Source organism: Streptomyces sp. BBFR51, assembly GCF_044591655.1.
GTDB lineage: Bacteria > Actinomycetota > Actinomycetes > Streptomycetales > Streptomycetaceae > Streptomyces.
In genome coordinates this window covers 4,949,617-4,974,687 of record NZ_CP172448.1, presented here as the reverse complement: position 1 = coordinate 4,974,687, position 25,071 = coordinate 4,949,617, and the positions used below count along the sequence as shown (strand labels likewise).

The 25,071-nt window shown below is 70.4% G+C and carries 20 protein-coding genes; 6 read left to right on the top strand and 14 right to left on the bottom strand.

All coding sequences use genetic code 11. From position 1 onward, the window contains the following. Positions 1-27 precede the first annotated feature (27 nt). The 5 genes from ACGH7X_RS22795 to ACGH7X_RS22775 all read left to right on the top strand — a co-directional run bounded on the left by ACGH7X_RS22795 (position 28) and on the right by ACGH7X_RS22775 (position 6,237). A complete protein-coding gene (locus ACGH7X_RS22795) occupies positions 28-255 on the top strand; it encodes a ferredoxin family protein (protein ID WP_030145386.1) in 228 nt (75 codons plus the stop codon). A 13-nt stretch (positions 256-268) separates the two neighbouring features. Continuing rightward, positions 269-1,636, top strand: coding sequence for an ABC transporter substrate-binding protein (locus ACGH7X_RS22790; protein WP_399887405.1), 1,368 nt, complete (start codon positions 269-271; stop codon positions 1,634-1,636). Beyond that, on the top strand, positions 1,633-2,523 hold the full coding sequence (locus tag ACGH7X_RS22785) for an ABC transporter permease (protein WP_399887403.1): 891 nt from the start codon (positions 1,633-1,635) through the stop codon (positions 2,521-2,523). Before ACGH7X_RS22790 ends, ACGH7X_RS22785 begins: the two co-directional genes overlap by 4 nt. A gap of 259 nt (positions 2,524-2,782) precedes the next feature. Beyond that, the gene (locus ACGH7X_RS22780) at positions 2,783-3,496 is read left to right on the top strand and encodes an ABC transporter ATP-binding protein (RefSeq protein ID WP_399897264.1); all 714 of its coding nucleotides are present in this window, start codon (positions 2,783-2,785) and stop codon (positions 3,494-3,496) included. A gap of 11 nt (positions 3,497-3,507) precedes the next feature. Next, positions 3,508-6,237, top strand: a complete 2,730-nt coding sequence (locus tag ACGH7X_RS22775; RefSeq protein WP_399887401.1) for a fumarate reductase/succinate dehydrogenase flavoprotein subunit — start codon at positions 3,508-3,510, stop codon at positions 6,235-6,237. A gap of 48 nt (positions 6,238-6,285) precedes the next feature. Here ACGH7X_RS22775 and recQ read toward each other — a convergent pair whose 3' ends face one another. After that, a complete protein-coding gene (gene recQ, locus ACGH7X_RS22770) occupies positions 6,286-8,343 on the bottom strand; it encodes a DNA helicase RecQ (RefSeq protein ID WP_399887399.1) in 2,058 nt (685 codons plus the stop codon). Positions 8,344-8,594: 251 nt separating this feature from the next. Here recQ and ACGH7X_RS22765 point away from each other — a divergent pair, with 251 nt between their 5' ends. After that, positions 8,595-9,194, top strand: coding sequence for a Uma2 family endonuclease (locus tag ACGH7X_RS22765; RefSeq protein ID WP_399887397.1), 600 nt, complete (start codon positions 8,595-8,597; stop codon positions 9,192-9,194). A gap of 91 nt (positions 9,195-9,285) precedes the next feature. Here ACGH7X_RS22765 and nuoN read toward each other — a convergent pair whose 3' ends face one another. The 13 genes from nuoN to ACGH7X_RS22700 are packed head-to-tail and all read right to left on the bottom strand — an operon-like array spanning position 9,286 to position 25,070. Continuing rightward, complete coding sequence (nuoN, locus tag ACGH7X_RS22760) at positions 9,286-10,944, bottom strand: NADH-quinone oxidoreductase subunit NuoN (RefSeq protein WP_399887395.1); 1,659 nt, start codon at positions 10,942-10,944, stop codon at positions 9,286-9,288. Continuing rightward, entirely contained in the window at positions 10,941-12,512 is a 1,572-nt protein-coding gene (locus ACGH7X_RS22755; RefSeq protein WP_399887393.1) for an NADH-quinone oxidoreductase subunit M, read from the bottom strand. The genes nuoN and ACGH7X_RS22755 overlap by 4 nt, the downstream gene beginning before the upstream one ends. Positions 12,513-12,517: 5 nt before the next feature. Further along, positions 12,518-14,482 carry an NADH-quinone oxidoreductase subunit L gene (gene nuoL / locus ACGH7X_RS22750; protein ID WP_399887391.1) on the bottom strand — a complete coding sequence of 655 codons (1,965 nt, stop codon included), beginning with the start codon at positions 14,480-14,482 and terminating at the stop codon, positions 12,518-12,520. 14 nt (positions 14,483-14,496) lie between these two features. Beyond that, the gene (gene nuoK, locus ACGH7X_RS22745) at positions 14,497-14,796 is read right to left on the bottom strand and encodes an NADH-quinone oxidoreductase subunit NuoK (protein WP_003974374.1); all 300 of its coding nucleotides are present in this window, start codon (positions 14,794-14,796) and stop codon (positions 14,497-14,499) included. Beyond that, positions 14,793-15,650 carry an NADH-quinone oxidoreductase subunit J gene (locus tag ACGH7X_RS22740; RefSeq protein ID WP_399887389.1) on the bottom strand — a complete coding sequence of 286 codons (858 nt, stop codon included), beginning with the start codon at positions 15,648-15,650 and terminating at the stop codon, positions 14,793-14,795. Before ACGH7X_RS22740 ends, nuoK begins: the two co-directional genes overlap by 4 nt. Next, positions 15,647-16,288: an NADH-quinone oxidoreductase subunit NuoI gene (nuoI, locus tag ACGH7X_RS22735; RefSeq protein WP_399887387.1), complete on the bottom strand. Its 642-nt coding sequence runs from the start codon at positions 16,286-16,288 to the stop codon at positions 15,647-15,649. Before nuoI ends, ACGH7X_RS22740 begins: the two co-directional genes overlap by 4 nt. Beyond that, positions 16,281-17,669 (bottom strand): NADH-quinone oxidoreductase subunit NuoH, encoded by a 1,389-nt coding sequence (gene nuoH, locus ACGH7X_RS22730; protein ID WP_399887385.1) that lies wholly within the window; start codon positions 17,667-17,669, stop codon positions 16,281-16,283. Before nuoH ends, nuoI begins: the two co-directional genes overlap by 8 nt. After that, positions 17,666-20,170 (bottom strand): NADH-quinone oxidoreductase subunit G, encoded by a 2,505-nt coding sequence (locus ACGH7X_RS22725; RefSeq protein WP_399887383.1) that lies wholly within the window; start codon positions 20,168-20,170, stop codon positions 17,666-17,668. Before ACGH7X_RS22725 ends, nuoH begins: the two co-directional genes overlap by 4 nt. Beyond that, positions 20,167-21,516, bottom strand: coding sequence for an NADH-quinone oxidoreductase subunit NuoF (gene nuoF, locus ACGH7X_RS22720; RefSeq protein ID WP_399887381.1), 1,350 nt, complete (start codon positions 21,514-21,516; stop codon positions 20,167-20,169). The genes ACGH7X_RS22725 and nuoF overlap by 4 nt, the downstream gene beginning before the upstream one ends. After that, complete coding sequence (gene nuoE, locus ACGH7X_RS22715) at positions 21,513-22,436, bottom strand: NADH-quinone oxidoreductase subunit NuoE (RefSeq protein ID WP_399887379.1); 924 nt, start codon at positions 22,434-22,436, stop codon at positions 21,513-21,515. The genes nuoF and nuoE overlap by 4 nt, the downstream gene beginning before the upstream one ends. Beyond that, positions 22,433-23,767, bottom strand: coding sequence for an NADH-quinone oxidoreductase subunit D (locus ACGH7X_RS22710; protein ID WP_399887377.1), 1,335 nt, complete (start codon positions 23,765-23,767; stop codon positions 22,433-22,435). The genes nuoE and ACGH7X_RS22710 overlap by 4 nt, the downstream gene beginning before the upstream one ends. After that, entirely contained in the window at positions 23,764-24,519 is a 756-nt protein-coding gene (locus ACGH7X_RS22705; RefSeq protein WP_399887375.1) for an NADH-quinone oxidoreductase subunit C, read from the bottom strand. The genes ACGH7X_RS22710 and ACGH7X_RS22705 overlap by 4 nt, the downstream gene beginning before the upstream one ends. Next, positions 24,516-25,070: an NADH-quinone oxidoreductase subunit B family protein gene (locus ACGH7X_RS22700; protein WP_005313804.1), complete on the bottom strand. Its 555-nt coding sequence runs from the start codon at positions 25,068-25,070 to the stop codon at positions 24,516-24,518. The genes ACGH7X_RS22705 and ACGH7X_RS22700 overlap by 4 nt, the downstream gene beginning before the upstream one ends. Between the last annotated feature and the right edge of the window lies 1 nt (position 25,071).

Below are 25,071 nucleotides of genomic sequence, written 5' to 3'. Positions count from 1 at the left end.
TTTCGCGCACCCTCCCTGGAGACAGCCATGCCCTTGGCGCCCCAGCGGGCCGACGTGCCCGTGACCATCGACGAGTCGAAGTGCATCGAAGGCTGCACGCTCTGCGTGGACATGTGCCCGCTGGACTCCCTCGCCATCGACGAGCGCAACGGCAAGGCGTACATGCACGTCGACGAGTGCTGGTACTGCGGCCCGTGCGCCGCCCGCTGCCCCACCGGGGCGGTCACGGTCAACATGCCCTACCTGCTCCGGTGAGAGGCCGACTCCCATGAAACCGAAACACCCCGCACTCCCCGTCGCCGCGTCCGCGGCCACCGCCGCCCTGCTCCTCTCCCTCACCGCCTGCGGCGGCGACGCGTCCGCCGACGGAGACGGCTCCACGGTCACCGTGACCGTCGGCTACCAGTCCAGGACGATCAACACGGTCACCGCCGGCACCCTCCTGCGCTCCCTCGGCTACTTCGAGAAGCAGCTCAACTCCTTGGGCGACGGCGTCACCTACAAGGTGGACTGGCAGGACTACGCGACCGGCGCCCCCATCACCGCCCAGATGACCGCGGGGAAGATCGACATCGGCTCGATGGGCGACTTCCCGCTGCTCATCAACGCGGCCCGCGGCAAGCAGCTCGACAAGCCGACCCGCCTGGTCTCGATCACCGGTTACAACCTCCGCGGCGGCCTCAACACCATCGTCACCGCACCCGGCTCCTCTCTCAGCTCCCTCAAGGACCTCAAGGGCAAGAAGGTCTCGACGAGCGTCGGCTCGGCCGCCGACGGCACCCTCGTACGTGCCCTGCAACGCGTCGGCCTCGACGCCGCCAAGGACATCGAGAAGCTCAACCAGCAGCCCGCGGTGGGCGCCTCGGCCCTGGCCTCGGGCAGCGCGGACGCCCTGTCGCAGTTCGTCGCCTGGCCCGGTCTGCTCGCCCAGCAGGGCAAGGCGAAGGCGTTGTACGACGGCGCGCAGCTGAACCTGCCCACCTTCCACGGCGTCACCGCGAGCGAGGACTTCGCGAAGAAGCGCCCCGCCGTGCTGGAGGCCTTCCTCAAGGCCCAGACTCAGGCGACCGACTACCTCGACGCCCACCCCGTGGCGGCCGCCGAGAAGGTCGCGAAGGCCACCGGCCTGCCCGCCGAGGCCGTCTACCTCTACAACGGCGCCCAGGGCATCGCCACCTTCGACCCGGCGATCAAGCCCCAGCTCGTCGCGGCCCTCAAGAAGGACGTGTCGATCCTCAAGGACGCGAAGCTCACCGGCGACGTGGACGTGGACGCCTTCGTCGACGACCGGTACGTGAAGAAGGCGCTCGGCCCCGCCGAGTACGCCGAGCGGCTCGCCGCCACGCCCCCGAAACCGGCCGGCGAGGTCTGGCCCAAGGGCGCGCGGAAGACCCTCCCCTTCGCCTCTCCCGCCGCGCTGCTGAAGCACGTGGCCGCTCATCGCGGCGAGGTCCGCGCCGCCTACGTCCCCGACGCGACCACCGGCACCCTGTGGTTCGCCGACCAGGCGGTGTGGGTGGCAGACGGCACCGAACTGCTGCCCTTCGTCGCGCCGGAGACCGCGAAGACGTACGTCGCCGGGCACGGCGGAGCGCGCGTCGTCACATACGCCGAGGCACTGGAGCGGGCGTCGTGATCCGGTACGCCCGCTACGCGCTGCGGATCGCCTCGCTCGCCGTCGCTCTGGGCCTGTGGCAGCTGCTGACCAGCCAGGACATCGACCTGTGGCTGCGCTTGTCGCAGTTCCCCACCGTCACCGACGTGGCCCACACCTTCGCCGACCGGCTGGCGGGGCCCGACTACTGGACGGACCTCACCGACAGTCTGACCCGCATCCTCACCGGCTTCCTGCTCGCTGCCGTCCTGGGCGTCGCCACCGGCGTGCTCGTGGCGCGCTCGCGACTCGCCGAGGACCTGCTCGGCCCGGTCCTCGAGGTGATCCGGCCCATTCCGGCCATCGCCCTCGTCCCGGTCGCGATCCTCCTCTTCCCCTCCAACGAGCAGGGCATCGTCTTCATCACCTGCGCCGCCGCCTTCTTCCCCGTCCTGGTCTCCACCCGGCACGCGGTACGCGCGCTGACCCCCGTGTGGGAGGAGGCGGTACGCACGATGGGCGGTGGCCGGTGGCGGGTCCTCGCCTCCGTGGTCCTGCCGGGCGCGCTGCCCGGCGTCTTCGGTGGTCTGTCGGTCGGCATCGGTGTCTCGTGGATCTGCGTGATCTCCGCCGAGATGATCTCCGGCCAGTACGGCGTCGGGTACCGCACCTGGCAGGACTACACGGTCGTCGACTACCCGGGCGTCTTCGTCGGCATGGCCACCATCGGCGTGCTCGGCTGGCTGACCTCCACGGCCGTGGAACTGCTGGGCCGCCGCCTGACCCGCTGGCTGCCCCGCACGGCGCACGTCCCCGCCCCCCGTCCGAAGACCGCGCGGGCCGGCGCGGCGCCACCGCCCGCCCGCACCGCCGTACGCAAGGACGCCCAGCCCGAGGAGGCACGCGATGAGCACCTCGTCCGAGACTGAGAACGGGACGGAGACCGGGGCCGGGGCCAGAGCCGGGACCGGGACCGGTGCTGGGGCCGGTGCTGGGGCCGGTGCTGGGGCCGGGACTGGGACCGGGACTGGGACCGGGACTGGGACCGGTACTGGGACCGGTACTGACACCCAGGCCGCGACCCTGACCCAGGCCGCGACCGTGTCCGGCGGCGGGCCCGGGAGCACCACCGTCAGGGCCGGACGGTCGGCCGGAGCGGGGACGTCCCCGCGCGGCACCCGGCTCGCGCTGCGCGACGCCGCCCTCGGCCGCCCGGACGCCGTCACGCTGACCGGTGTGGAGGTCGACGTGCCCCCCGGCGAGATCCTCACCGTGGTCGGCCCCTCGGGCTGCGGCAAGTCGACGCTGCTGCGCACCCTGGCCGGGCTGCTGCCCCCGCTGGCCGGGACAGCGGAGCAGGACGGACACCCGATCCACGGGCCCGGCGCCGACCGCGCACTGGTCTTCCAGGAGGACGCCCTCCTGCCCTGGCGCACCCTGCGCGCCAACGTCGAACTGCCCCTCGCCATCCAGGGCCTGCCCCGCATCGAACGCCGCGAGCAGGCCGCGGCCTGGCTGGAGCGGGTCGGACTCGCCGCGCAGGCCCGGCAGTTGCCCCACCGTGTCTCCGGGGGCCAGCGCCAGCGCGCCCAGCTGGCCCGCGCGCTGGCCGGACGCCCGCGTGCCGTCCTGATGGACGAGCCGTTCGGCGCCCTCGACGCCCAGACCCGCGCCGGCATGCAGGACCTGCTGGTGGAGGTACTGCACGGCACGGGCGCCACCGTCGTCTTCGTCACCCACGACGTGGACGAGGCCCTGTTCCTCGGTGACCGCGTCGCCCTGCTCGGCGCCGGCCGCCTCACCGCCGTACGCGACGTGCCCCGGCCCCGGGACCGCACCGCGCACGACGACCCGACGCGGGTGGCGCTGCGGCGCGACGTCCTGACATCCCTCGGCACCTGAAAGGCCCTCTGGTGGAGATCCCCGCCCTCACCGACGCCGAAGAACTCTCCTGCGACGTCCTCGTCATCGGTGGCGGTACCGCCGGCACCATGGCCGCGCTGACCGCCGCCGAGCACGGCTCGGACGTACTGCTGCTGGAGAAGGCCCACGTCCGCCACTCCGGCGCCCTCGCCATGGGCATGGACGGTGTCAACAACGCCGTCGTCCCCGGCCGCGCCGAACCCGACGACTACGTGGCCGAGATCACCCGCGCCAACGACGGCATCGTCGACCAGTCCACCGTCCGCCAGACCGCCACCCGCGGCTTCGCCATGGTCCAGCGGCTGGAGTCGTACGGGGTGAAGTTCGAGAAGGACGAGCACGGCGACTACGCGGTCCGCCAGGTGCACCGGTCCGGTTCCTACGTGCTGCCGATGCCGGAGGGCAAGGACGTCAAGAAGGTCCTGTACCGGCAACTGCGGCGCCGCGAGATGCGGGAGCGGATTCGCATCGAGAACCGCGTGATGCCGGTGCGAGTCCTGACGGCCCAGGGCCGGGCGGTGGGCGCCGCGGGCTTCAACACCCGCACGGGGCGGTTCGTGACCGTCCGCGCGGGCGCCGTGATCCTCGCGACCGGGGCGGCCGGCCGGCTCGGCCTGCCCGCCTCCGGTTACCTCTACGGCACCTACGAGAACCCCACCAACGCCGGTGACGGCTACGCCATGGCCTACCACGCGGGCGCCGAACTGACCGGCATCGAGTGCTTCCAGATCAATCCACTGATCAAGGACTACAACGGGCCGGCCTGCGCCTACGTCGCCAACCCCTTCGGCGGCTACCAGGTCAACCGGCACGGCGAACGCTTCGTCGACTCCGACTACTGGTCGGGCCAGATGATGGCCGAGTTCGCCGCTGAGGTCGCCAGCGACCGCGGCCCGGTGTACCTGAAGCTCAGCCATCTCCCGGAGGAGTCGGTCTCCGCCCTGGAGTCCATCCTGCACTCCACCGAGCGCCCCACCCGCGGCACCTTCCACGCGGGCCGCGGGCACGACTACCGCACCCACGACGTCGAGATGCACATCTCCGAGATCGGTCTGTGCGGCGGCCACTCCGCCTCGGGCGTCCGGGTGGACGACCACGCCCGCACCACCGTCCCCCGCCTCTACGCGGCCGGCGACCTGGCCTGTGTGCCGCACAACTACATGATCGGGGCGTTCGTCTTCGGCGACCTGGCGGGTGCGGACGCCGCCCAGTACTCGGCGTACGCGGGCGAGCTGCCGCCCGAGCAGTTGCGCGAGGCGCACGAGCTGGTCTACCGGCCGCTGCGCAACCCCGAGGGCCCGCCGCAGACCCAGGTCGAGTACAAGCTGCGCCGCTTCGTCAACGACTACGTGGCTCCGCCGAAGTCCGGCGCGCGGCTGTCGCTCGCCCTGGAGTCGTTCGAGCGGATGCGCGCGGACATCGCGGCCATGGGCGCCCACACCCCGCACGAGCTGATGCGCTGCGCCGAGGTCACCTTCATCCGCGACTGCGCGGAGATGGCCGCCCGGGCCTCGCTGGCCCGCACGGAGTCCCGCTGGGGCCTCTACCACGAGCGCGTCGACATCCCCGAGCGCGACGACGCCTCCTGGTTCCACCACCTCGATCTGCACAAGTCCCCCTTGGGTGCGATGGAGTTCACGGCACGTCCCGTGGCTCCCTATCTGGTTCCGATCGACGAGTTCACGCCGGTCGGCGGCCCCTCCCGGCACCTCGGCGAGGTGCATCCGGAACAGGTGGCGACGGCCGGGGCCCGTGATGCCGCGCCCCTCGCCACGGGAACGCCCCCCGCGCCCGTCGCGGGCGACGGCGGCCATGACGCCGCCGAGCCCACCGCCACCGGCTCCCCCCGGCTGCTGGAACTGCTGGCCCTGGCCGAGGACGAACCCGAACTCTCCACCCTCCGCCCCTACTTGTCCGACCCGGAACCGACCGTCCGGCGCACGGCGGTCACCGTGCTCACCGAGACCGTGCCGACCGGGACCGGCCCGGCGCTCGCCGCCGCCCTGTCCGACCCCGACGGCGAGGTACGCGCCGCCGCGGCCGCCTCCCTGCTCGAACTGGTCGAGACGCTGACCCCCGAACCGGCCCTGGGCGAACCGCTCGTCGAGGCGCTGGCCCAGCCCGACGCCGTGGTCCGCGCCACCGCGCTCGACCTGCTGCGCGTCCTGCGGCTGGGCAGCGTCGGCACGTTCGCCGCGGCCCTCGGCGACCGCGACACGTCGGTGCGCGTCGAGGCGGTGCGCGGGCTGGTCTCGCTGGACGCCGCGGAGTCGCTCGCCCCGGCCGCCGAGGATCCCTCCCGCGAGGTACGGGTCACGGTCGCCAAGGCGTTGGGGACACTGCGGGCGACGCCCGGCACCGGCAGCGCTCTCGACCGGCTCACCGAGGACCCCGATGCTCTGGTCCGCGGTGCCGCCTTCGCGGCGCTGGCGCAGACGGGCTGCCCCGTCTCACTGGCGGCACGGGCGGTCACCGCGCTGTCCGACCCCGCCTGGCAGGTACGGGCCGGCGCGGCCACCGCGCTGTCCGCGGCGGGCTCCGACAGGGCGGTCCCCGTCCTCGCCAAGGCTCTCGCCGATCCGAACGCCGACGTCCGCAAGGCGGCCGTCCTGGCCCTGACCCGGCACACTGCCACCACCGAGGACGCCCGGACGGCGCTCGCGACCGTCACCAGCGACACGGACGCCGATGTCAGGGCCTACGCGACCCGGGCGCTGTGACCCCCCGGACGCGGAAGCCTCCCCGGCGAGCCCCCTGCGTCCAGTCGCCTATATCCAGTCGTCGGGCTCGGGCTCCGGTTCGTGCTCGGGCCAGTCGTCCGCGCCGGAATGCGAACCGGGACCGGTGCCTGAGCCAGGGCCGGTGCCCGGGTCGGTCGACGGTGCCGGTGGCGCGGGCGTGCCGGCGGCGGCCGGTCCGTCCAGTCCCGCCAGCACCTCGATCACACCCTCCCCGTACGTCGCCAGCTTCTTCTCGCCGACCCCGCTGATCCCCCCGAGCTGCCCGACCGAGGTGGGCCACACGGTGGCGATCTCCCGGAGGGTGGCGTCGTGGAAGATGACGTACGCCGGGACGCCCTGCTCGCGGGCCTGTTCCGCGCGCCAGGCGCGCAGCGCCTCGAAGGCGGGGAGCAGCTCCGCGGGCAGTTCGGCCACGGCCGCCTTCGCCTTGCGGTCGCCGCGGCCGCCGCCCGCCGCCTTGGCCGTGGCCGGCTTCTTGGGCTCCTTGCGCAGCGGCACCTCCCGCTCCCGCCGCAGAACCTCGCCGCTGGTCTCGGTCAGCACCAGCGTGCCGTACTCCCCCTCGACCGCGAGCAGCCCCTGGGCCAGCAGCTGCCGGGCGACACCGCGCCACTCGCCCTCGCTCAGCTCCTCGCCGATGCCGAACACGGAGAGCTGGTCGTGGTCGAACTGGATCACCTTGGCGGTGCGCTTGCCCAACAGGATGTCGATGATCTGCCCGGCGCCGAACTTCTGTCCACGCTCCCGCTTCAGCCGCACGACCGTCGACAGCACCTTCTGGGCCGCGACCGTGCCGTCCCAGGTCTGGGGCGGCGTCAGGCAGGTGTCGCAGTTCCCGCAGCCGGCCTGGTCCGGGTCCTGTCCGAAGTAGGCGAGGAGCTGGCCGCGGCGGCACTGGGCGGTCTCGCACAGGGCGAGCATCGCGTCCAGGTGGGACTGGGCCCGGCGGCGGAACGCCTCGTCGCCCTCGCCGGACTGGATCAGCTTGCGCTGCTGTATGACGTCGTTGAGGCCGTACGCCATCCAGGCCGTCGACGGCAGCCTGTCCCGGCCGGCGCGTCCGGTCTCCTGGTAGTAGCCCTCGACCGACTTGGGCAGGTCCAGGTGGGCGACGAACCGCACGTCCGGCTTGTCGATGCCCATGCCGAAGGCGATGGTCGCCACGACCACCAGGCCCTCCTCGCGCAGGAACCTCGACTGGTGCGCCGCGCGGGTGCCCGCGTCCAGGCCCGCGTGGTACGGCACCGCCTCGACACCGTTGCGCGAGAGGAACTCGGCGGTCTTCTCGACGGAGTTGCGCGAGAGGCAGTACACGATGCCCGCGTCCCCGGGGTGCTCCTCGCGCAGGAAGCTCAGCAGCTGCTTCTTGGGGTCGGACTTGGGCACGATCCGGTACTGGATGTTGGGCCGGTCGAAGCTGGCCACGAAGTGCCGCGCCGTCGGCATGTTCAGCCGCTCGGTGATCTCGCGGTGGGTCGCGTCGGTGGCCGTCGCCGTGAGCGCGAGCCGGGGCACATCCGGCCAGCGCTCGCCGAGCAGCGACAGCGCGAGGTAGTCGGGCCGGAAGTCGTGGCCCCACTGGGAGACGCAGTGCGCCTCGTCGATGGCGAAGAGGGAGATCTTGCCGCGGGAGAGCAGGTCGAGGGTGCTCTCCAGACGCAGCCGCTCGGGCGCCAGGTACAGCAGGTCCAGCTCACCGGCCAGGTACTCGGCCTCCACCACGCGTCGCTCGTCGAAGTCCTGCGTGGAGTTCATGAACCCGGCCCGCACGCCGAGCGCCCGCAGCGCGTCCACCTGGTCCTGCATCAGCGCGATCAGCGGCGAGACCACGATGCCCGTGCCGGGCCTGACCAGGGCCGGAATCTGGTAGCACAGCGACTTGCCGCCGCCGGTCGGCATGAGCACGACGGCGTCGCCGCCCGCCACCACGTGGTCGACGACCGCTTCCTGCTCGCCGCGGAATGCCTCGTACCCGAAGACCCGATGCAGGGTGGCCCGCGTCTCGCTGTCCAGCCGCCCGGCCCCTGCCGCCCCTGCCACCTCTGTCGCCTCTGCCATCTCGCCGATCACGCCCGTCCCGCCCATCGTCCCGTCCCCCGTACGCCCTGCCTCGCCAGTCTTGTCTGTCAGGTCCTTCTGGCCCGTCCTGTCCCGACCACTGCCTCAACGATAGGGGTCCGCGCCGACAGCCTCGGAGTTATCCACAGGCTCGCCTGCCATCGCGACCGCCACCGCGTCAAGGGCGCGACAGTCGTTCACACGTTCGCGGGAGACCGCGCCCGTTTCCGGCGGATAGTCTGATTGCACCCGCGAGACTCCGTCCCATGGGAGCACTGATGAGCGTCGCACCGAAGGCGTCCGAGCCCACCTGGCCGATCCCGCCGGAGGGCGGCTGGACCGCAGACGACCTGGACCGGCTTCCGAACCTGCCGCCGCATACGGAGCTGATCGACGGGAGCCTCGTCTTCGTGAGTCCGCAGACCGCCTTTCATGAACGAGCTGTCGACTTCTTCAAGTGGCAGTTGCAGTCGCTGGCACCTGCCGAGTTCGAGGTCTTCCGTGAGTTCACGATCGACATCGACGCGCAGAACAGGCCGGAGCCGGACGTCATCGTGTTTCGGGCAGACGCCTGGACGGAGTCGGCCCAGACCCGGTTTCCGTCATCGGCCGTCTTGCTGGCAGTCGAGGTGGTCTCCACCGAATCGGTCTCCCGAGACCGCGAGACCAAGCCTCTGAAGTACGCCAGGGCGAAGATCCCGCACTACTGGCGGGTCGAGAGCGAGAAGGGTCTTGCGGTGGTGCATGCCTTCGAGCTCGAGCCCACCGTCGAGGCCTACACCAGCGTCGGCATCTTCCGCGAACGCATGAAGGTGAGTGCGCCCTTCCCGATGGACCTGGACCTGACGGCCATCAAGGCCCGTCCTGGCAACGCGTAGGCACCCAGAGCACGCGACGGCGGCCCGGCACCCTGCTCCTGGGGTGCCGGGCCGCCGCGATCCCGCCGGGCGAGCGTACGCAGCGCACGCGTCAGCGCACGAACACCCCCGCCTGACCGGCCAGGTCCAGGAAGTACTGCGGCGCCACGCCGAGCACCACCGTCACCGCGACTCCGACACCGATCGCCGTCATCGTCAGCGGTGACGGCACCGCGACGGTCGGGCCCTCCGGGCGCGGCTCGCTGAAGAACATCAGCACGATCACGCGGATGTAGAAGAACGCCGCGATCGCCGACGAGATCACGCCGATCACGACCAGTGGAGCCGCGCCGCCCTCCGCCGCCGCCTTGAACACGGCGAACTTGCCCGAGAACCCGGAGGTCAGCGGGATGCCCGCGAAGGCCAGCAGGAAGATCGCGAACACCGCCGCCACCAGCGGTGACCTGCGACCGAGCCCGGCCCACTTGGACAGGTGCGTCGCCTCGCCGCCCGCGTCGCGCACCAGTGTGACGACCGCGAAGGCGCCGATCGTGACGAAGGAGTACGCCGCGAGGTAGAAGAGGACGGAGGAGATGCCCTCCGGCGTGGTCGCGATGACACCGGCGAGGATGAAGCCCGCGTGCGCGATCGACGAGTACGCCAGCAGCCGCTTGATGTCGGTCTGCGTGATCGCGACGATCGCGCCGGCCAGCATGGTGACGATCGCCACCGCCCACATCACCGGCCGCCAGTCCCAGCGCAGGCCGGGCAGAACGACGTAGAGGATGCGGAGCAGGGCGCCGAAGGCGGCCACCTTGGTCGCCGCCGCCATGAAGCCGGTCACCGGCGTCGGCGCGCCCTGGTACACGTCCGGCGTCCACATGTGGAACGGCACCGCGCCCACCTTGAACAGCAACCCCATGACGATCAGCGCGGAGCCGACGAGCAGCAGCGCGTCGTTGCCCATGGTCTCGGCGAGCGCCGGGGTGACGTTCTGGACGGTGCCGTCGACGACCTGGGCGATCGTGCCGTACGACATGGAGCCCGCGTAGCCGTAGAGCAGCGCGATGCCGAACAGGGTGAACGCGGAGGCGAAGGCACCGAGCAGGAAGTACTTGACGGCCGCTTCCTGCGACATGAGCCGCTTGCGGCGGGCCAGTGCACACAGCAGGTAGAGCGGGAGGGAGAAGACCTCCAGGGCCACGAACAGGGTCAGCAGGTCGTTGGCCGCCGGGAAGACCAGCATGCCGACTACGGCGAAGAGCAGCAGCGGGAACACCTCGGTGGTGGTGAACCCGGCCTTCACCGCCTTCTGCTCGCTCTCGCTGCCCGGTACGGCCGCCGCCTGCGCGGCGAAGGAGTCGACGCGGTTGCCGTGCGCCTCCGGGTCGAGCCGCCGCTCGGCGAAGGTGAACAGGCCGACCAGGCTGGTCAGCAGGATGGTGCCCTGGAGGAACAGGGCCGGTCCGTCGACGGCGACGGCGCCCATCGCCGCGATGCCGGCCTTGGTCGTGCCGTACCCGTCCGCCGCGAGCGCGACGACCGCGGCGAACGCCGCGACCAGGGCGACCACGGACACGAACATCTGTACGTAGTAGCGGGACCTGCGGGGCACGAAGGCCTCGACCAGGATTCCGATGATCGCCGCGCCGAGGACGATGAGAACGGGCGACAACTGCCCGTACTCGATCTTCGGCGCGTCGATCTTGGCGATCGGGTCGGCCGCCGTCGCCGCCGTTGTCCACAGGCTGTGGACGGCTGTTGCGCTCACTTGGCCGCCTCCACCTCAGGCTGGGGGTCCTTCTTGTGTACGTCGGACATGGTCTGCTCCACCGCGGGATTGACGATGTCCGTGACGGGCTTCGGGAAGACGCCCAGGAAGATCAGCAGCGCCACCAGCGGCGCCACGACGACCAGCTCACGAACCCGTAGGTCGGGCATCGCGGACACCTCGGGCTTCACCGGGCCCGTCATCGTCCGCTGGTAGAGGACGAGCGTGTAGAGCGCGGCGAGCACGATGCCGAAGGTGGCGATGATCCCGATCACCGGATAGCGCGTGAACGTGCCGACCAGGACCAGGAACTCACTGACGAAGGGCGCCAGCCCCGGCAGTGACAGGGTCGCCAGCCCGCCGATCAGGAAGGTGCCGGCCAGGATCGGAGCGACCTTCTGCACACCGCCGAAGTCGGCGATGAGCCGCGAGCCGCGCCGCGAGATCAGGAATCCGGCGATCAGCATCAGCACGGCGGTCGAGATGCCGTGGTTGACCATGTACAGCGTGGCGCCGGACTGGCCCTGGCTGGTCATCGCGAAGATGCCCATGATGATGAAGCCGAAGTGCGAGATCGACGCGTAGGCGATCAGCCGCTTGATGTCCCGCTGGCCGACCGCGAGCAGCGCCCCGTAGATGATGCTGACGACCGCCAGCACCAGGATCACCGGCGTCGCCCACTTGCTCGCCTCCGGGAAGAGCTGGAGGCAGAAGCGGAGCATCGCGAAGGTGCCGACCTTGTCTACGACCGCGGTGATGAGCACGGCGACCGGGGCGGTGGACTCCTGCATGGCGTTGGGCAGCCAGGTGTGCAGCGGCCACAACGGCGCCTTCACCGCGAAGGCGAAGAAGAAGCCGAGGAACAGCCAGCGCTCGGTGTTGGTCGCCATGTCCAGCGAACCGTTGGCCCGGGCCTCGGCGATCTCGGCGAGGGAGAAGTTCCCGGCGACCACGTAGAGCCCGATCACCGCGGCCAGCATGATCAGACCGCCGGCCAGGTTGTAGAGGAGGAACTTCACCGCCGCGTAGGACCGCTGGGTGGCGGCCGTCTTCTCACCGTGCTCGTGGGCCCGGTCCCCGAAGCCGCCGATCAGGAAGTACAGCGGGATCAGCATGGCTTCGAAGAAGATGTAGAAGAGGAAGACGTCGGTGGCCTCGAAAGAGATGATCACCATCGCCTCGACGCCCAGGATCAGGGCGAAGAAGCCCTGCGTCGGCCGCCACCGGCTGCTGCCGGTCTCCAGCGGGTCGGCGTCGTGCCAGCCGGCCAGGATGATGAACGGGATCAGCAGGGCGGTCAGCGCGATCAGCGCCACCGCGATGCCGTCCACGCCCAGTTCGTACCGGACGCCGAAGTCCGCGATCCAGGAGTGGGACTCGGTGAGCTGGTAGCGGTCGCCTTCTGGGTCGAAGCGGACCAGGACCGTGATCGCCAGCGCGAGCGTGGCCAGCGAGACCAGCAGCGCCAGCCACTTGGCCGCGGTGCGTTTCGCGGCCGGCACGGCTGCCGTGGCGATCGCCCCGACGGCCGGAAGGGCCGCCGTGACTGTCAGCAGGGGAAAGGACATCGGTATCAGACCGCCCTCATCAGCAGGGTCGCGGCGACGAGGAGTGCCGCACCGCCGAACATCGAGACCGCGTACGAGCGCGCGAAGCCGTTCTGCAGCTTGCGCATCCGCCCGGACAGGCCGCCGACCGAGGCCGCCGTGCCGTTGACGACTCCGTCGACCAGGGTGTGGTCGACGTAGACCAGGGAGCGCGTGAGGTGCTCGCCGCCGCGGACCAGGACGACGTGGTTGAAGTCGTCCTGGAGCAGGTCACGCCGGGCGGCCCGGGTGAGCAGCGACCCGCGCGGGGCGACGGCCGGGACCGGACGGCGCCCGTACTGCGCCCAGGCGATGGCGACGCCGACGACCATGCAGGCCACGGTCGCCCCGGTGACCACCCCGGCGCTGATCGGCGCGTCGCCGTGGTCGTGCCCGGTGATGGGCTCCAGCCAGTGCAGGAAGCGGTCGCCGATGCTGAAGAAGGCACCGCCCGCGACCGATCCGACGGCCAGCACGATCATCGGGATCGTCATGAGCCGCGGCGACTCGTGCGGGTGCGGAGGCTCGTACTCGCCGCGCGTCTCGGCGGCGGGCTCCACGTCCGGCTTCGCCGGCGACGGCGTCGAGGCGTTGCGCCAGCGCTCCTCGCCGAAGAACGTCATCAGCATCACGCGCGTCATGTAGTACGCCGTGATGGCCGCGCCCAGCAGGGCGCAGGCGCCGAGGATCCAGCCCTCGGTGCCGCCCTTGGCGAACGCCGCCTCGATGATCTTGTCCTTGGAGAAGAAGCCGGACAGACCCGGGAAGCCGATGATGGCGAGGTAGCCGAGGCCGAAGGTGACGAAGGTGACCGGCATGTACTTGCGCAGTCCGCCGTAGCGGCGCATGTCGACCTCGTCGTTCATGCCGTGCATGACGGAGCCGGCGCCGAGGAACAGCCCGGCCTTGAAGAAGCCGTGCGTCACCAGGTGCATGATCGCGAAGACGTAGCCGATGGGGCCGAGGCCCGCGGCCAGCACCATGTAGCCGATCTGCGACATGGTCGAGCCGGCCAGCGCCTTCTTGATGTCGTCCTTGGCGCAACCGACGATCGCACCGAAGAGCAGCGTGACCGCGCCGACGATGGTGACCACCAGTTGCGCGTCGGGCGCGCCGTTGAAGATCGCGCCGGAGCGGACGATCAGGTACACGCCCGCAGTCACCATGGTCGCGGCGTGGATGAGGGCGGAGACCGGGGTCGGGCCCTCCATCGCGTCCCCGAGCCAGGACTGCAGCGGTACCTGGGCGGACTTGCCGCAGGCGGCGAGCAGCAGCATCAGGGCGATCGCGGTGAGCTTGCCCTCGTCCGCCCCTGCCGCGAGTCCGGCCTCCCCGTGGCCGCCGAGCACCGGCCCGAAGGCGAAGGTGCCGAACCACAGGAACATCAGCATGATGCCGATGGACAGGCCCATGTCGCCGACGCGGTTGACCAGGAAGGCCTTCTTCGCGGCGGTGGCGGCACTCGGCTTGTGCTGCCAGAAGCCGATCAGCAGGTAGGAGGCGAGTCCGACGCCCTCCCAGCCGACGTACAGCAGCAGGTAGTTGTCGGCGAGGACGAGCAGCAGCATCGCCGCGAGGAACAGGTTCAGATAGCCGAAGAAGCGGCGGCGGCGCTCGTCGTGCTCCATGTACGCGACCGAGTACAGGTGGATGAGCGAGCCGACGCCGGTGATCAGCAGGACGAACGTCATCGACAACTGGTCGAGCCGGAAGGCGACGTCGGCCTGGAAGCCCTCCACCGGGATCCAGCTGAACAGGTGCTGCGTCAGGGTGCGGTCCTCGGCACCGCTGCCGAGCAGGTCGGCGAAGAGCACGACGCCGATCACGAAGGACACGGCGGCCAGCAGCGTGCCGATCCAGTGACCGACGGCGTCCAGCCGACGTCCGCCGCACAGCAGGACCGCGGCTCCGAGCAGAGGCGCCGCCACCAGCAGCGCAATCAGATTCTCCACGATTCAGCGACCCCTCACAGCTTCATCAGGCTGGCGTCGTCGACCGAGGCCGAGTGGCGGGAACGGAACAGGGACACGATGATCGCGAGCCCGACCACGACCTCCGCGGCGGCGACGACCATCGTGAAGAAGGCGATGATCTGGCCGTCGAGGTTGCCGTGCATCCGGGAGAAGGCGACGAACGCGAGATTGCAGGCGTTGAGCATCAGCTCGATGCACATGAAGACCACGATCGCGTTGCGCCGGATCAGCACGCCGGTGGCACCGATCGTGAACAACAGGGCCGCGAGATAGAGATAGTTGACGGGGTTCACTTCGACGCCTCCTCGGACCGCGTGGAGCCCGCCGGGCCGACCGCCTTGCGTTCCAGGCGCTCCTCGGACCGCTGCTCCAGTGCCTTCAGGTCGCCCAGTGCCTCCATCGACACGTCCCGGATCTGACCCCGCTCGCGCAGCGTCTTGCTGACGGTCAGCTCGGAGGGGGTGCCGTCGGGCAGCAGGCCCGCGATGTCGACCGCGTTGTGCCGGGCGTACACGCCGGGCGCGGGCAGCGGCGGCAGGTACTTGCCGTCGCGGACGCGCTGCTCGGACAGCTCGCGCTGGGTCCTGGCGCGCTCGGTGCGCTCGCGGTGGGTGAGCACCATGGCGCCGACGGCGGCCGTGATGAGCAGCGCACCGGTGATCTCGAAGGCGAAGACGTACTTCGTGAAGATGAGGGACGCGATGCCCTCCACGTTGCCGTTCGCATTGGCCTGGCCGAGGCCGGTGAACTCCGTGAGGGAGGCGTTGCCGATGCCGGCGATCAGCAGGATGCCGAAGCCGAGCCCGGACAGCAGGGCCAGCCAGCGCTGGCCCTTGATGGTCTCCTTCAGCGAGTCCGCCGCGGTGACTCCGACGAGCATCACCACGAACAGGAACAGCATCATGATGGCGCCGGTGTAGACGACGATCTGCACGATGCCGAGGAAGTAGGCGCCGTTGGCGAGGTAGAACACCGCCAGGACGATCATGGTTCCGGCGAGGCACAGCGCGCTGTGCACGGCCCTCTTCATGAAGACGGTGCACAGGGCGCCGATCACCGCGACGGTGCCGAGGATCCAGAACTGGACGGCCTCTCCGGTGGAGGTGCCGACGGCGAGAGTCGCTGCGGCGGCGAGCTGCGCGCTCATCGGCGGATCACCTCCTCCGACGCAGGTTCCTCCGGACCGAAGGTGGAGGCGGCCTCCTGGACCACCTCTCCCTTGGAGTGGGCGACCTGCTGTTCGGTGCCCGGCGCGGCCTCGGTCACCAGGCCCCGGTAGTAGTCCTGTTCGTCGGTGCCGGGGTAGATGGCGTGGGGCGAGTCGACCATGCCCTCCTCCAGGCCGGCGAGCAGCTGGTCCTTGGTGAAGATGAGGTTGGCGCGGCTGGAGTCGGCCAGCTCGAACTCGTTGGTCATCGTCAGCGCGCGCGTGGGGCACGCCTCGATGCACAGGCCGCACAGGATGCAGCGGGCGTAGTTGATCTGGTAGACGCGGCCGTACCGCTCGCCCGGCGAGTAGCGCTCCTCGTCGGTGTTGTCCGCGCCCTCCACGTAGATGGCGTCGGCGGGACAGGCCCAGGCGCACAGCTCGCAGCCGACGCACTTCTCCAGACCGTCCGGATGGCGGTTGAGCTGGTGCCGTCCGTGGAAGCGCGGGGCAGTGGTCTTCTGCTGCTCCGGGTACTGCTCGGTCAGCCGCTTCTTGAACATGGCCTTGAAGGTCACGCCGAAGCCGGCCACGGGGTTCAGGAAACCGGGGTCGGTCTCCTTGGGTTCCTCAGCCATCGGACGCCTCCTTTCCATCCGTAGATCCGCTCAGAGATCCGTCACTCTGAGTATCGGGCCCACCACTGACAATCAGCTCCCGCTCCCGGCGGGGACGGCGCCTGGGCACCGGCGGCAGCTCCTGCCCGGGCATCGGCGGTACGGGGAACCCGCCGGCCATCGGGTCGAAGGCGGCCGGCTCCCCGGCCGTGCCGTCGGCGGGTTCCTCGGCCTTCCGGCCCCTGTCGCGGTACATGTCCACGACGAAGGACAGCACCAGCAGGGCGAGGACGCCGCCGCCGATGTAGAGGGCGATGTCGGTGAAGCCGTAGTTCTCGTTCCTGAGGGCCCGCACGGTCGCGACCAGCATCAGCCAGACCAGGGAGACCGGGATGAGGACCTTCCAGCCGAGCTTCATCAACTGGTCGTAGCGGACGCGGGGAAGGGTGCCGCGCAGCCAGATGAAGAAGAACAGCAACAGCTGGACCTTGACCACGAACCAGAGCAGCGGCCACCAGCCGTGGTTGGCGCCCTCCCAGAAGGTGCTGATCGGCCACGGGGCCCGCCAGCCGCCGAGGAACAGCGTGGTGGCGACCGCCGAGACGGTCACCATGTTCACGTACTCGGCGAGCATGAACATCGCGAACTTGATCGACGAGTACTCGGTGTTGAAGCCGCCCACCAGGTCGCCCTCGGACTCGGGCATGTCGAAGGGGGCGCGGTTGGTCTCGCCGACCATCGTGACGATGTAGAGGATGAAGGAGACCGGCAGCAGCACGATGTACCAGCGGTCGTCCTGCTGGGCGACGATCTCCGAGGTGGACATCGAACCGGAGTAGAGGAACACCGAGGCGAACGCGGCGCCCATCGCGATCTCGTAGGAGATCATCTGTGCGCACGAGCGCAGTCCGCCGAGCAGCGGGTACGTCGATCCGGAGCTCCAGCCGGCGAGCACGATGCCGTAGATGCCGACCGAGGCGACCGCCAGGATGAACAGCATGGCGATCGGCAGGTCGGTGAGCTGCATGGCGGTGCGGTGGCCGAAGATCGAGATCTCGTTGCCGGCCGGCCCGAAGGGGATCACCGCGATCGCCATGAAGGCCGGGACGGCCGCGACGACCGGCGCGAGGACGTACACCGCCTTGTCGGCGCGCTTGACGATGAGGTCTTCCTTGAGCATCAGCTTGATGCCGTCGGCGAGCGACTGGAGCATGCCCCAGGGGCCGTGCCGGTTGGGGCCGACGCGCAGCTGCATCCAGGCGACGACCTTGCGCTCCCACACGATGGAGAACAGCACGGTCACCATCAGGAAGGCGAAGCAGAACACCGCCTTGATGACCACCAGCCACCAGGGGTCGGTGCCGAACATCGAGAGGTCTTCAGCGGCGAGGTACGGGCTCATGCCTCCACCTCCTTGGGGGCTGCGCCCGCGGGCGTCGCCGGACCGATGCGGACGAGGGTTCCGGGCAGGACCCCGGCGTCGGAGGCGACGCCGGTGCCGGCCGAGTTCAGCGGGAGCCAGACCACCCGGTCGGGCATCTCGGTGACCTGAAGCGGGAGTTCCACGACTCCGGCGGGGCCGGTCACGGCGAGGAGGTCGCCGTCCTTGACGCCCGCCTCGGCGGCCGTGGCGGGCGACACGCGCGCGCGTGCGGCGTGCCGGGTGCCGGCGAGCGCCTCGTCGCCCTGCTGGAGCAGGCCCTGGTCGAGCAGCAGCCGGTGCCCGGCCAGTACGGCCTCTCCGGCGGCCGGCCGCGGCAGCGCGCTCGCGGTCTGCAGCGGCTCACCGGCCCGCGGCCCGTCCCAGGCTCCGAGCCGGTCGATCTCCGCGCGCGCGGTGCGCAGATCGGGCAGGCCGAGGTGTACGTCCATGGCGTCGGCCAGCATCTGCAGGACGCGGGCGTCCGCGGGCGCCACGCGGCGGGTCATCTGGTCGGGCTTGAGCGAGGCCTCGAAGAGACGCACCCGGCCTTCCCAGTTCAGGAAGGTCCCGGGCTTCTCGGCGACCGCGGCGACGGGCAGGACGACGTCGGCGCGTTCGGTGACCTCGCTGGGCCGCAGCTCCAGCGACACCACGAAGCCGGCCTCGTCGAGTGCCGCACGCGCGCGCGTGGGGTCGGGCAGGTCGGCGACCTCCACGCCCGCCACCAGCAGCGCCTGCAGTTCGCCGCGGGCCGCGGCCTCGACGATCTCGCCGGTGTCACGGCCGTAGCGGTGCGGGAGGTCGGCCAGGCCCCAGATCGCGGCGACCTCCTCACGCGCGCGCGGGTCGGTCGCCGGACGCCCGCCGGGCAGCAGCGAAGGCAGCGCACCCGCCTCGATCGCGCCGCGCTCCCCGGCCCGGCGCGGGATCCACGCCAGCCGGGCACCGGTCGCCGCGGAGGTCCGTACGGCGGAGGTGAGACCGCCGGCCACCAAGGCCAGCCGCTCGCCCACGACGATCACGGCCCCCTCGGCGCGCAGGGCCTCGGCCGCCTGGGCGCCGCCGGTCTCCAGTCCGACACCGCTCGCGAGGGCGTCCAGCCACTCGGTCTCGGTGCCGGGAGCCGCCGGAAGAAGCGTGCCGCCGGCCTTCTCCAGGCCCCGGGTGGCGTGCGTGGCCAGCGAGAAGACCTTCTGACCGTGCCTGCGCCAGGCCTTGCGCAGCCGCAGGAAGACGCCGGGCGCCTCCTCCTCGGCCTCGAACCCGACCAGCAGGACGGCGGGCGCCTTTTCCAGCGCGGTGTAGGTGACGCCCGTCCCGTCGAGGTCACGACCGCGGCCGGCGATCCGGGCGGCCAGGAAGTCGGCCTCCTCGGCGCTGTGCACGCGCGCGCGGAAGTCGATGTCGTTGGTGTCGAGCGCCACGCGCGCGAACTTGCTGTACGCGTAGGCGTCCTCGACGGTGAGCCGCCCGCCGGTCAGGACGCCGGTGCGCCCCTTGGAGGCGAGCAGCCCCTGCGCGGCGATCTGCAGGGCTTCCGGCCAGGAGGCCGGCTCCAGGTCGCCCTCCGCGTTGCGCACCAGGGGTGTGGTGAGCCGGTCCCGCTGCTGCGCGTACCGGAACCCGAAGCGCCCCTTGTCGCAGATCCACTCCTCGTTGACCTCGGGCTCGTTGGCCGCGAGGCGCCGCATGACCTTGCCGCGCCGGTGGTCGGTGCGGGTCGCGCAGCCGCCGGAGCAGTGCTCGCACACGGACGGCGAGGAGATCAGGTCGAAGGGGCGGGAGCGGAACCGGTACGCCGCCGAGGTGAGCGCGCCGACCGGGCAGATCTGGATGGTGTTGCCGGAGAAGTACGACTCGAAGGGGTCGCCCTCACCGGTGCCGACCTGCTGGAGCGCGCCCCGCTCGATCAGTTCGATCATGGGGTCGCCCGCGACCTGGTTGGAGAAGCGGGTGCAGCGTGCGCACAGCACGCAGCGCTCGCGGTCGAGCAGCACCTGCGTGGAGATCGCCACGGGCTTCTCGTAGGTCCGCTTCTTGCCCTCGAAGCGGGAGTCGGACTGGCCGTGCGACATGGCCTGGTTCTGCAGCGGGCACTCGCCGCCCTTGTCGCAGACCGGGCAGTCCAGCGGGTGGTTGATGAGCAGCAGCTCCATCACACCGTGCTGGGCCTTCTCGGCGACGGGCGAGGTCAGGTGGGTCTTCACCACCATTCCGTCGGTGCAGGTGATGGTGCAGGAAGCCATGGGCTTGCGCTGGCCCTCGACCTCGACGATGCACTGGCGGCAGGCGCCGGCCGGGTCGAGGAGGGGGTGGTCGCAGAACCGGGGGATCTCGATGCCGAGCTGCTCGGCGGCCCGGATGACCAGGGTGCCCTTGGGCACGCTGATCTCGGCGCCGTCGATCGTCAGCGAAACGAGATCCTCCGGCGGGACCGCCGCCTCTCCCCCTCCCGAGGGAGCGTTGGTGGTCACAGTCATGCCTTCACCTCCGTGCGGTCGGCCCAGGCCGTCGACTTGGCCGGGTCGAAGGGGCATCCGCGGCCCGTGATGTGCTCCTCGTACTCCTCGCGGAAGTACTTGAGCGAGGAGAAGATCGGCGAGGCGGCGCCGTCGCCGAGGGCGCAGAACGACTTGCCGTTGATGTTGTCGGCGATGTCGTTCAGCTTGTCGAGGTCGGACATGACGCCCTTGCCGGCCTCGATGTCGCGCAGCAGTTGGACGAGCCAGTACGTGCCTTCGCGGCAGGGTGTGCACTTGCCGCAGGACTCGTGGGCGTAGAACTCGGTCCAGCGCGTGACGGCGCGCACGACGCAGGTCGTCTCGTCGAAGCACTGGAGTGCCTTCGTGCCGAGCATGGAACCCGCGGCGCCCACTCCTTCGTAGTCAAGAGGGACGTCGAGGTGCTCGTCGGTGAACATCGGCGTCGAGGAGCCGCCGGGTGTCCAGAACTTGAGGCGGTGGCCGGGGCGCATGCCGCCGCTCATGTCGAGGAGCTGGCGCAGCGTGATGCCGAGCGGGGCCTCGTACTGGCCGGGGCCCGCGACGTGGCCACTGAGCGAGTAGAGCGTGAAGCCCGGGGACTTCTCGCTGCCCATCGACCTGAACCAGTCCTTGCCCTTGTTCAGGATCGCGGGAACTGACGCGATCGATTCGACGTTATTCACCACAGTCGGGCACGCGTAGAGGCCCGCGACGGCAGGAAAGGGGGGACGGAGCCGCGGTTGACCCCGGCGGCCTTCGAGCGAGTCGAGCAGTGCGGTCTCCTCACCGCAGATGTACGCGCCCGCGCCCGCGTGCACGGTGAGTGTGAGGTCGAGTCCGCTGCCCAGGATGTTCTCGCCGAGGAAGCCGGCCTCGTGGGCCTCGCGCACGGCCTCGTGCAACCGCCGCAGCACTGGGACGACTTCACCACGCAGATAGATGAAGGCATGCGAAGACCTGATGGCGTAACACGCGATGACGATGCCCTCGATGAGGCTGTGCGGGTTCGCGAAGAGGAGCGGGATGTCCTTGCAGGTCCCCGGCTCCGACTCGTCGGCGTTGACAACTAGATAGTGAGGCTTGCCATCTCCCTGGGGAATGAACTGCCACTTCATCCCCGTCGGGAACCCCGCGCCGCCGCGTCCGCGCAGACCGGACTCCTTGACGTACGCGATCAGGTCGTCCGGCGCCATCGCCAGTGCCTTGCGGAGCCCCTCGTACCCCTCGTGCCTCCGGTAGACGTCGAGAGTCCAGGACTCGTCCTCGTCCCAGAAGGCCGACAGCACGGGTGCGAGCAGCTTCTCCGGACTGCTGCCCTTGATCTCGGCTGCCACGGTCATCACTCCCCCTCCTCGGCGGTAGGCCCCGCCTGGTCAGCAGGGCGGGGCGAAGCCCCTCCATCACGGGTGGTGGTGGGCGACGGGTAGGAGGGGTCGGAGGCCGATGTGTCCTGCGGCGCGTCGTGCGAGCTGAGGTGTTCCGTCGGGGACGGGTCGTGCACGGCCCGGTCCTGCGGTGCGTCGTGCGGTCCGCCGTCCCGCGGGTGCACCACGCGCGCGGCGGGCACCTCGCCCTTGGCCAGCTTCAGGCCGGCCAGGGAGGCGGGACCCGCGCTGCCGCCGGCCGCGACGGCGCCGTCCCGCTCGTCGGGGAAGCCCGCCAGGATCCGGGCGGTCTCCTTGAAGGTGCACAGCGGCGCACCGCGCGTGGGCGTCACCGGCCGTCCCGCACGCAGGTCGTCGACGAGGCCGCGGACGCTCGCCGGCGTCTGGTTGTCGAAGAACTCCCAGTTGACCATCACGACCGGCGCGAAGTCGCAGGCCGCGTTGCACTCGATGTGCTCGAGGGTGACCTTGCCGTCCTCGGTGGTCTCGCCGTTGCCGACGCCCAGGTGCTCCTGGAGGGACTCGAAGATGGCGTCGCCGCCCATGACCGCGCACAGCGTGTTGGTGCAGACACCCACCTGGTAGTCGCCGCTCGGCCTGCGCCGGTACATGGTGTAGAAGGTGGCGACCGCGGTGACCTCTGCGGTGGTGAGGTCCAGCATGTCCGCGCAGAACTGCATCCCGGTGCGCGTGACGTGTCCCTCCTGCGCCTGCACGAGGTGCAGCAGCGGCAGGAGGGCGGACCGGGAGTCCGGGTAGCGGGCGATGATCTCGCGCGCGTCGGTCTCCAGCCGGTCCCGGACGTCGTCCGGGTAGGCGGGCGCGGGCAGTTCCGGCATGCCCAGGCTGACGCCCCGCTCCGAAGAAGAGGTGGTCACCGGTCGACGCCTCCCATCACGGGGTCGAGGGATGCCACGGCGACGATGACGTCGGCGACCTGGCCGCCCTCGCACATCGCCGCCATGGCCTGAAGGTTGGTGAAGGACGGGTCGCGGAAGTGGACCCGGAAGGGACGGGTGCCGCCGTCGGAGACGACGTGCACCCCGAGCTCGCCCTTGGGCGACTCCACCGCCGTGTACACCTGTCCGGGCGGCACGCGGAAGCCCTCGGTGACCAGCTTGAAGTGGTGGATCAGGGCCTCCATGGAGGTGCCCATGATCTTCTTGATGTGGTCGAGGGAGTTGCCCAGTCCGTCCGGTCCCAGGGCGAGCTGGGCGGGCCAGGCGATCTTCTTGTCGGCGACCATGACCGGACCGGGCTGGAGCCGGTCCAGGCACTGCTCGACGATCCGCAGCGACTGGCGCATCTCCTCGAGACGGATCAGGAAGCGGCCGTAGGCGTCGCAGGTGTCGGCGGTCGGGATGTCGAAGTCGTAGGTGTCGTAGCCGCAGTACGGCTGGGTCTTGCGCAGGTCGTGCGGCAGGCCGGTGGACCTGAGGACCGGGCCGGTGGCGCCGAGGGCCATGCAGCCGGCCAGGTCGAGGTAGCCGACGTCCTGCATGCGGGCCTTGAAGATGGGGTTCCCGGTGGCGAGCTTGTCGTACTCCGGGAGGTTCTTCTTCATCTTCTTCACGAACTCGCGGATGTGGTCCACCGCGCCGGGCGGCAGGTCCTGGGCGAGCCCGCCGGGGCGGATGAACGCGTGGTTCATCCGCAGGCCGGTGATCAGTTCGTAGATGTCGAGAATCAGTTCACGATCACGGAAGCCGTAGATCATGATCGTGGTCGCGCCGAGCTCCATGCCGCCGGTGGCGATGCACACCAGGTGGGAGGAGAGCCGGTTCAGCTCCATCAGGAGGACCCGGATGATGGTGGCGCGGTCGGGGATCTCGTCCTCGATGCCGAGGAGCTTCTCGACGCCCAGGCAGTACGCCGTCTCGTTGAAGAACGACGTCAGGTAGTCCATGCGCGTCACGAACGTGGTGCCCTGCGTCCAGTTCCGGTACTCGAGGTTCTTCTCGATGCCGGTGTGCAGGTAGCCGATGCCGCAGCGGGCCTCGGTGACCGTCTCGCCGTCGATCTCCAGGATGAGGCGGAGCACGCCGTGCGTGGACGGGTGCTGCGGTCCCATGTTGACGACGATGCGCTCGTCGTCGGCACGGGCCGCGGACTGTACGACCTCGTCCCAGTCGCCGCCGGTGACCGTGTAGACGGTGCCCTCGGTGGTCTCCCGCGCGGAGGCCGCGGATGTGGACTGTGTGCTGCTCACGAGTACGACCTCCGCTGGTCCGGAGCCGGGATCTGGGCGCCCTTGTACTCGACGGGGATGCCGCCGAGGGGGTAGTCCTTGCGCTGCGGAAAGCCCTGCCAGTCGTCCGGCATCATGATCCGCGTCAGGGCCGGGTGATCGTCGAAGACGATGCCGAAGAAGTCGTACGTCTCGCGCTCGTGCCAGTCGTTCGTCGGATAGACGGGGACCAGCGACGGGATGTGCGGGTCGCTGTCGGGCGCGCTGACTTCGAGGCGGATCAGCCGGTTGTGGGTGATCGAGCGCAGGTGGTAGACGGCGTGCAGCTCGCGGCCCTTGTCGTGCGGGTAGTGGACGCCGCTGACGCCGGTGCACAGTTCGAAGCGCAGGGCCGGGTCGTCGCGCAGGGTGCGGGCGACGCGGACCAGGTGCTCGCGCTCGATGTGGAAGGTCAGCTCGTCGCGGTCGACGACCGTCTTGTCGATGGCGTTGTCGGGCAGGAGTCCCTGCTCCTCCAGCGCGCCCTCGAGTTCGTCGGCGACCTCGTCGAACCAGCCGCCATAGGGCCTGCTCGCCGGTCCGGGGAGTCGGACGGAGCGGACCAGGCCGCCGTAGCCGGAGGTGTCGCCGCCGTTGTTGGCGCCGAACATGCCGCGCTGGACGCGGATCTCCTCGCCGCCCTGACCGCGCTGGCCCGGGAGGTTCTCCGCGGACAGGTCCTTCTCGGGGTTGACCTCGTTCGGATCACCCGCGGTGTTTTTCGCGTCACTCACCGCAGCAGCCCCTTCATCTCGATCGTGGGCAGGGCCTTGAGCGCCGCCTCCTCCGCCTCGCGGGCCGCCTCCTCGGCGTTGACCCCGAGCTTGGAGCCCTGGATCTTCTGGTGGAGCTTGAGGATGGCGTCCATCAGCATCTCGGGCCGCGGCGGGCAGCCGGGGAGATAGATGTCGACCGGGACGATGTGGTCGACGCCCTGGACGATGGCGTAGTTGTTGAACATGCCGCCCGAGGAGGCACAGACCCCCATGGAGATCACCCACTTCGGGTTCGGCATCTGGTCGTAGACCTGCCGCAGCACCGGCGCCATCTTCTGGCTGACCCGGCCCGCGACGATCATCAGGTCCGCCTGCCTCGGCGAGCCGCGGAAGACCTCCATGCCGAACCGCGCCAAGTCGTAGCGGCCGGCGCCGGTGGTCATCATCTCGATGGCACAGCAGGCGAGGCCGAACGTGGCCGGGAAGACGGACGATTTGCGCACCCAGCCCGCGGCCTGCTCGACGGTGGTCAGCAGGAAGCCGCTCGGCAGTTTTTCTTCGAGTCCCATG

Coding starts and splice junctions, on each gene's coding strand:
- nuoI (WP_399887387.1), bottom strand. CDS start 16,288: ATGGCTGAGGAACCCAAGGAGACCGACCCCGGTTTCCTGAACCCCGTG.
- ACGH7X_RS22700 (WP_005313804.1), bottom strand. CDS start 25,070: ATGGGACTCGAAGAAAAACTGCCGAGCGGCTTCCTGCTGACCACCGTC.
- ACGH7X_RS22755 (WP_399887393.1), bottom strand. CDS start 12,512: ATGTCCTTTCCCCTGCTGACAGTCACGGCGGCCCTTCCGGCCGTCGGG.
- ACGH7X_RS22765 (WP_399887397.1), top strand. CDS start 8,595: ATGAGCGTCGCACCGAAGGCGTCCGAGCCCACCTGGCCGATCCCGCCG.
- ACGH7X_RS22725 (WP_399887383.1), bottom strand. CDS start 20,170: ATGACTGTGACCACCAACGCTCCCTCGGGAGGGGGAGAGGCGGCGGTC.
- ACGH7X_RS22740 (WP_399887389.1), bottom strand. CDS start 15,650: ATGAGCGCGCAGCTCGCCGCCGCAGCGACTCTCGCCGTCGGCACCTCC.
- recQ (WP_399887399.1), bottom strand. CDS start 8,343: ATGGGCGGGACGGGCGTGATCGGCGAGATGGCAGAGGCGACAGAGGTG.
- ACGH7X_RS22790 (WP_399887405.1), top strand. CDS start 269: ATGAAACCGAAACACCCCGCACTCCCCGTCGCCGCGTCCGCGGCCACC.
- nuoH (WP_399887385.1), bottom strand. CDS start 17,669: ATGAGCCCGTACCTCGCCGCTGAAGACCTCTCGATGTTCGGCACCGAC.
- ACGH7X_RS22795 (WP_030145386.1), top strand. CDS start 28: ATGCCCTTGGCGCCCCAGCGGGCCGACGTGCCCGTGACCATCGACGAG.